Genomic DNA, 6,178 nt, shown 5'->3' with positions numbered 1-6,178 from the left:
GCCCGCCCCGGCCCCGCCCGCCCCGGCCGCCGTACGGGCGTGGCGTGCCGCGCCCCGTGAGTCCCGGGGTGCGCCGTACACGCCGGCCCCCGGTCGTGGCGCGCTGCCGCTCGGTTCGCTGTCCTTGCACCCTGCAACTCCGCTACGCTTCGCGACCGATGGCCCGGAAGCGCGCGCACGACCCGATCGACCATCTCCAGCTGGAGCTCGCGATCCTGGCGCGACGATCGGAGCGCGTGCGGGTCGCGTCGCTCGACGTCGCCCGGTCACCGCTGGACCGCTCGGGCTACCTGCTGCTGGCGCTGCTGGAGTCCCGCGGCGAGCAGACGATGAGCCAGCTCGCGCTCGCCTTCGACCTCGACGCCTCGACGGTGACGCGGCAGATCGCCCCGCTCGAGCGCCGCGGCTTCGTCGAGCGCACCCGCAGCACCGAGGACCGCCGGGCGACGATCGTGTCGATCACCGACGCCGGCCGCCAGGAGCGCGAGCACGTCCGCCAGGCGCGCATCACGTTCCTGAAGGGGCGCCTGGAGGACTGGGACGAGGACGACATCGCCCAGCTCGCCGAGCTGATCGACCGCTTCAACCAGACGCTCGCGAGCGCGAGCGGCGCCGACGCCACCGCGCTGGAGACCGAACAGCCGAAATAGTGCGACCACCGGGCGGGGCCCGCACGCCCCGCGGGTGCCCGGTGCCCCGCCGCAGTCCGGTGCGGCCCGAACCCGAGACGCACCGGGCGGGGCCCGCACGGTCTCCCCTCAGGCGACGCGGTCGAGCACCGCGACGCACTCCACGTGGGGCGTCTGCGGGAACATGTCGACCGGTCGGACCTTCCGCAGGACGTAGCCGCCCTCGACGATCCGCTGCGCGTCGGGCGCGAGCGTCGTCGGGTTGCAGGAGACGTAGACGATCCGCTTGGGCTGGGCCTCGACGATCCGCTTGCAGACGCGCGGACCGAGGCCGGCGCGCGGCGGGTCGACGATCAGGACGTCCGGGCGGCCGGCGAGCTCGATCGCGTCCGGCAGGCCGGTGCGGGCGTCGGAGGCCAGGAACTTCGCGTTGCGGATGTCGTTGAGGTGCGCGTTGGTCGCGGCGTCCGCGATCGACTCCTCGACGATCTCGACCCCGATCACCTCGCCGGCGCGCGACGCCATCGTCAGGCCGAGCGACCCGGAGCCGCAGTAGAGGTCGAACAGGCGCTCCCAGCCCTCGAGGCCCGCGAACTCGGCGGCGAGGCCGTAGAGCCGCTCGGCCATCACGGTGTTCGTCTGGAAGAAGCCCTCGGGGGAGATCCGCAGGCGCAGGCCCGAGATCTCCTCGTGGAGGTACGCGCCGCCGGCGATCAGCTCGGTCTCGCCGCCGTAGGTCGTCTCGCCGACCTGGCTCATCTGGGTCCACAGCACGCCGGTCACCGGGCGGCTGAGGTGCTCCTCGAGGTGCGCGGCGAGCCCGTGGACGTCGAACTCGCCGACGGAGGTGACGATCCGGACCTGGATCTCGTCCGTGCGGAAGCCCTCGCGGACGACGAGGTTGCGCAGGAGCCCCTGGTGGAGCTTGCGGTCGTAGGCGTTCAGGCCCTCCTCGACGCACCAGGCGTAGACGAGGTTGCGGACCTCGTTGCCGACCTCGGTGGCCAGCAGGCAGTCCTCGATGTGGACGATGTCCTGCCAGGAGCCGGCCGCGTGGAAGCCCAGCTTCAGCGTGCCGTCGCCGTCCTCGCCGAACGAGTACTCGAGCTTGTTGCGGTAGCGCCACTGGTCCTCGGCGGGGACGATCGGCTCGATCTCGACGTCGGTGTGCCCGCCCAACCGGCGCATGGCGTCCTCGACCTGGCCGGCCTTGATCTCGAGCTGCCGCTCGTACGGCAGGACCTGCCACGGCGCGCCCGGGTGCGGGGCGACGGCGGCGATGCGCTCCGGCGAGGGCTCGAGGACCTCGTCGATCACGCACTCGCCGTAGTCCTTCTTGCGCTTCGTGATCGTGCCGCGGACGAGGTCGCCGGGGATGCCGCCGCGGACGAAGACGACCCAGCCGCCCTCGGTGCGGGCGATGCCGTTGCCGCCGTGCGCGAGGGTCTCGACGCGGAGCTCCACCTGCTCGCCGCGGTGCGGGCGCGGCGGGCGCTGCCGCTTGGCGGGCGCGGCGTTCTGCGGCTGCTCCCGCGGATCGGCCGGCGGGCCGTCCTCCGCGGGGACGGGCGACGTGGCCGTGTCGGCGACCGTGCCGGTCTCGGGCGACGCGGCGCCGGCGGTGGCCGCCGGGGCGTCGGCCGAGGGGTCCGCCGCGATCGCGGGGTCGTTCTGCGCGGGGTCTTCGGCCATCGGAGAAGAGTCGCACGAACCGCCGCGACCGGCCTTCCGCGGGGCGTTCACCGGACCGACGAAGGCGACCCGAACCAATCCCGACCGACCTCGTTGGCATTCGGCGCGATCGTGCGCTATGTTCCTCCCGTGGTCGGAGAAGTTCGGGTAACCGAACTCTTCCCCTGAGACCGCCCCGGAGCATGAGCCCGGTGCTCCCCCGTCGCCATGAGGCCGCACGACCGGAAGGTCGGGCGGTGTGACGGGGTCGCTGGGCACGGTGCCGACGGGCGACCCGCGCTTCTCCGCGATCACGACACGTCGCCACCCCCGGTGTGAGGGCCGGGCGGCGACGAGGGAACCGGCCGCCCCCGCGTGTTGAGGGACTCGCGGGCGTGGGGCTCCGGACACCGTGGTGTCCGGAGCCCCGCGAGGCCCGGTGCTCCGGGCGCGGCGGGTCAGGCGATGTCCTCGTACTGGTCGGCGTACCCCCACCACGAGTACGCCGGCGTCTGGGGCCAGCCGTCGGGCGAGTCCTCCCACTCCTCCTGGCGCCCGTCCGGCGCGTGGTCGAGGAAGCTCCACACGGACCCGAACTTCTCGTCGCCGCGGGCGTCGACGAAGTACGGGCGGTAGACGTCGTCGCCGTCGCGGAGGAAGACGTTGGTCCCGTGCCACTCGCCGACGTCGTGGTGCGCGTCGAAGTCGTCGAGCAGCGTGTACCAGGGGAAGCGCCAGCCCATCTTCTCGCGGTAGGCGTGGAGGACCTCCTGCGGGCCGCGCGAGACCGCGACGAACCGCGCGTCGCGCGCCTGCAGGTGGACCGTGTTGCCGAGCTGGTCGGCGTACATGGAGCACCCGGGGCAGCCGCGCTCGGGGTAGTCGCCCATCTCCTGGCCGGGGTCCATGAAGAACCGGTAGACGACGAGCTGGCGCCGGCCGCGGAAGAGGTCCAGCAGACCGACCCGCCCCTCGGGGCCCTCGAAGCGGTATCCGGGATCGACCGGCGTCATCGGCATCCGCCGGCGCTTCGCGGCGAGGGCGTCGCCCGCGCGGGTGTGGGCCTTCTCCTCGACCAGGAGCTCCGAGCGGGCGGCGGCCCACTCCTCGGGGGTGACGATGTCCGGCTTCGGCGTGCTCATCGGGACGTTCCTCTCTGGCGCGTTCGTCGGGCGCCTCGACGGTCCGGTTCCACGGCGGCGCGCGCGTGGACCCGGCGCTCGGCGCCCCGGTACGAGCACGGACCGCGTTGCGGGCCAGGAGTCATCGGCCGGGGGCGACGGACGTCGTCCTCCCGAGGCCCGCGGCGACGCGGACGACCGGCGCTACTTCAGCAGCCGGTCGACGGCGTCGAGCACCGTCTTGCGCTTCGCGTGCGACGCCTCGTGCTCCCGGACCTCGCGGAGCTGGTCGGGCGACAGGTCCTTCAGGCTCTTGCGGACGAGGACGGCGGTCAGCTCGTCGTAGCGCTCGATCGGGAGCGTGCGCGGCGCGTCGGTCCCGCGCTCGATCGGGATCACGACGGGCTCGGTGACGGCGATGTCCTCGTCGACCCGGCGCCCGAGACGGCGGCCGCGTTCGAGCAGGGCCTCGAGCTCCTGACGGATCTCGTCGCTCTGCCGCTTGCTGGCGGCGACGATCGCCGCGGCGAGCTCGTGGGCGTCGCGGCGGGTCATGCGCCCGCGACGGACGGCGTCCTCGATCGTCTCCTGCACGCGCTCGCCCGTCTCGATGACGCTCTGGGCGAGGGACCGGCGGAGGTTCGCGAGCTGGGCGAGGAAGGGGTCGTCGCGGACGTCCGGGTCGACGTCGCCCGGCCCGGACGTGGAGCCGCCGGCCGTGGGGTCCTTCGGGGGGCCGTCGTTCATCGCGTCACCACGTCCGTGATCCAGAGAATGGGGCGAGCCTATCCCACGTCTCAGGCGGCGTCGGAGAACGGCCCGGCCCGGAGCACCCACTCGAGCAGGGCCTTCTGGGCGTGCCGGCGGTTCTCGGCCTGGTCCCAGATCCGCTGGCGGTCGCCGTAGAGGACCTCCGCGGAGATCTCCTCGCCCGGGTGCGCGGGCAGGCAGTGCAGCGCGATCGCGCCCGGTGCGGCGGCGTCGAGCAGCGCGTCGTCGAGCCCGTAGGCCCGCAGCGCCGCGCGGCGCTCGTCGCTGTCGGTGTCGCCCATCGAGACCCACACGTCGGCGTAGAGGCAGTCGGCACCGGCGACGCCGGTCCGCGGGTCGTCGCTCAGCGTCGCCGTCGTCTCGGCCGGGTCGAGCTGGTACCCGTCGGGCGCCACGACCGTGACCCGCAGCCCCGCGATCGCGCCGACCAGCGCGATCGAGCGGGCGACGTTGTTGCCGTCGCCGACGTACGCGAGGTGGAGGTCGTCGAGCCCGCCGTCGTCGGAGAGCCGCTCGGGGAAGGCCTCCTGCAGCGTCAGGAGGTCGGCGACGACCTGGCAGGGGTGGTGGCCGTCGGTCAGGAGGTTGACGACGGGGATCGTTCCCTCGGCGGCGAGCTCCTCGAGCAGGCTGTCCTTGTTCGTGCGGATGCCGACGGCGTGGACGTGCCGGGACAGGATCCGGGCGGTGTCCTTGACGGACTCGCCGCGCGAGAGCTGCATCTCGTCGGGCCGCAGCAGGAGCGGATGGGCGCCGAGCTCGTGGACCCCGACCTCCATCGAGATCCGCGTGCGCGTCGACGGCTTCTGGAAGATCAGGCCGACGGAGAGGCCGGCGAGGCTCGCCGGGTGGCTCGGCGCGGTCGCGCCCGGCCCGACCCCCGCGGCCTTCAGCTCGTGGGCGCGTCGCAGGACCGCCAGCAGGTCGTCGCGGGAGAGCTCGGTCCCGGTCAGCAGGTGGCGCGTGGTGGTCACCCGCCGAGGCTAGATGATCCCGGCGGCCACAGGAGTCGCGGGCGGCGGGCTGCAACGGCCGTTCCGGGGTTCGGGCCCGGCGGCGTCCCGGCGTCCCGGCGTCCCGGCGTCCCGGCGTCCCGGCGTCCCGGCGTCCCGGCGTCCGCGAGGATGCCCGACGTGCGCGTCCTCACCTGGAACCTCTTCCACGGCCGCGCGGTGCCGTCCGCCGGCCGACCGCTGCTGCACGAGTTCGCCACGACGCTGGCCGCGTGGCCGTGGGACGTCGCGCTGCTGCAGGAGGTCCCGCCGTGGTGGCCGCCGCTCCTCGCGCGGGCGGCGGGTGCCGACCATCGGGCCGTCCGGACGTCGCGGAACGCCCTCCTGCCGGCCCGACGTGCCGTGGCGTCCCGCCGACCGGACCTGCTGAAGGCGAACGGCGGGGGCGCCGACGCGATCCTCGTCCGGGGCGGCCTGCGGATCGACGCCCACGCCGCGCGGCGCCTGCGGGCGTGGCCCGAGCGGCGCATCGTGCACGCGGTGCGGCTGGCGGTGCCGGCGTCCGGGCACGCGGGCGGACCGTCGGTGCTCGACGGACGACCGGCGGATCCGACGTCCCCCGACCCGGGGTCGTCCGGGGCGTTCGCCGGTTGCTGGGTCGGGAACCTGCACGCCCAGGGGCCGTCGGCCGCGACCCACGACGGACCGGACGGGCCTGGCGTCCCGGCGGACGCCCCTGTCGCGTTCGACGCCCTCGCCCGGTGGACGGGCCCCGACGACGGCCGACCCGTGCTGCTCGGGGGCGACTTCAACCTGCGGCCCGGCGAGCTCGACGGCGCGCTCCCGGCGGGCTGGTCGCGCCTGGCGTCGCGGGACGTCGACCACCTCACCGCGCGGGGCGCGCAGGCCGTGGGCGCGGCGTCGTTCCCCGACCGCACGCTCGCCGACGGGGGGCTGCTGTCCGACCACCCGCCGCTGTCGCTGCGGGTCGTCGCTCGTGCGCCACCACCGACCTGAGAACCGCGTACGCCGC

General features: G+C 74.6%; 6 protein-coding genes. 2 read left to right on the top strand and 4 right to left on the bottom strand.

Annotated features, from left to right (window positions below):
* Window positions 1-158: 158 nt before the first annotated feature.
* Window positions 159-650, top strand: a complete 492-nt coding sequence (locus tag PATMI_RS0109245; RefSeq protein ID WP_051471260.1) for a MarR family winged helix-turn-helix transcriptional regulator — start codon at window positions 159-161, stop codon at window positions 648-650.
* A 108-nt stretch (window positions 651-758) separates the two neighbouring features.
* Here the strand turns inward: PATMI_RS0109245 and rlmD are convergent, their stop codons facing one another.
* The 4 genes from rlmD to argF all read right to left on the bottom strand — a co-directional run bounded on the left by rlmD (window position 759) and on the right by argF (window position 5,166).
* Entirely contained in the window at window positions 759-2,321 is a 1,563-nt protein-coding gene (gene rlmD, locus PATMI_RS28735) for a 23S rRNA (uracil(1939)-C(5))-methyltransferase RlmD (protein ID WP_084269818.1), read from the bottom strand.
* A gap of 437 nt (window positions 2,322-2,758) precedes the next feature.
* Window positions 2,759-3,442 (bottom strand): DUF899 domain-containing protein, encoded by a 684-nt coding sequence (locus PATMI_RS28730; protein WP_036725574.1) that lies wholly within the window; start codon window positions 3,440-3,442, stop codon window positions 2,759-2,761.
* Between the two features lie 183 nt (window positions 3,443-3,625).
* Window positions 3,626-4,168 (bottom strand): hypothetical protein, encoded by a 543-nt coding sequence (locus PATMI_RS0109230; RefSeq protein ID WP_026910681.1) that lies wholly within the window; start codon window positions 4,166-4,168, stop codon window positions 3,626-3,628.
* 50 nt (window positions 4,169-4,218) lie between these two features.
* Window positions 4,219-5,166 carry an ornithine carbamoyltransferase gene (gene argF / locus PATMI_RS0109225; protein ID WP_026910680.1) on the bottom strand — a complete coding sequence of 316 codons (948 nt, stop codon included), beginning with the start codon at window positions 5,164-5,166 and terminating at the stop codon, window positions 4,219-4,221.
* Window positions 5,167-5,325: 159 nt separating this feature from the next.
* On the opposite strand from argF, the gene PATMI_RS0109220 reads away from it, so the two are divergent.
* A complete protein-coding gene (locus PATMI_RS0109220) occupies window positions 5,326-6,162 on the top strand; it encodes an endonuclease/exonuclease/phosphatase family protein (RefSeq protein WP_026910679.1) in 837 nt (278 codons plus the stop codon).
* The last annotated feature ends 16 nt before the right edge of the window (window positions 6,163-6,178 follow it).

The organism is Patulibacter minatonensis DSM 18081, assembly GCF_000519325.1.
GTDB classification, from domain to species: Bacteria; Actinomycetota; Thermoleophilia; order Solirubrobacterales; family Solirubrobacteraceae; genus Patulibacter; species Patulibacter minatonensis.
This window is presented reverse-complemented; position numbering and strand designations above follow the sequence as displayed.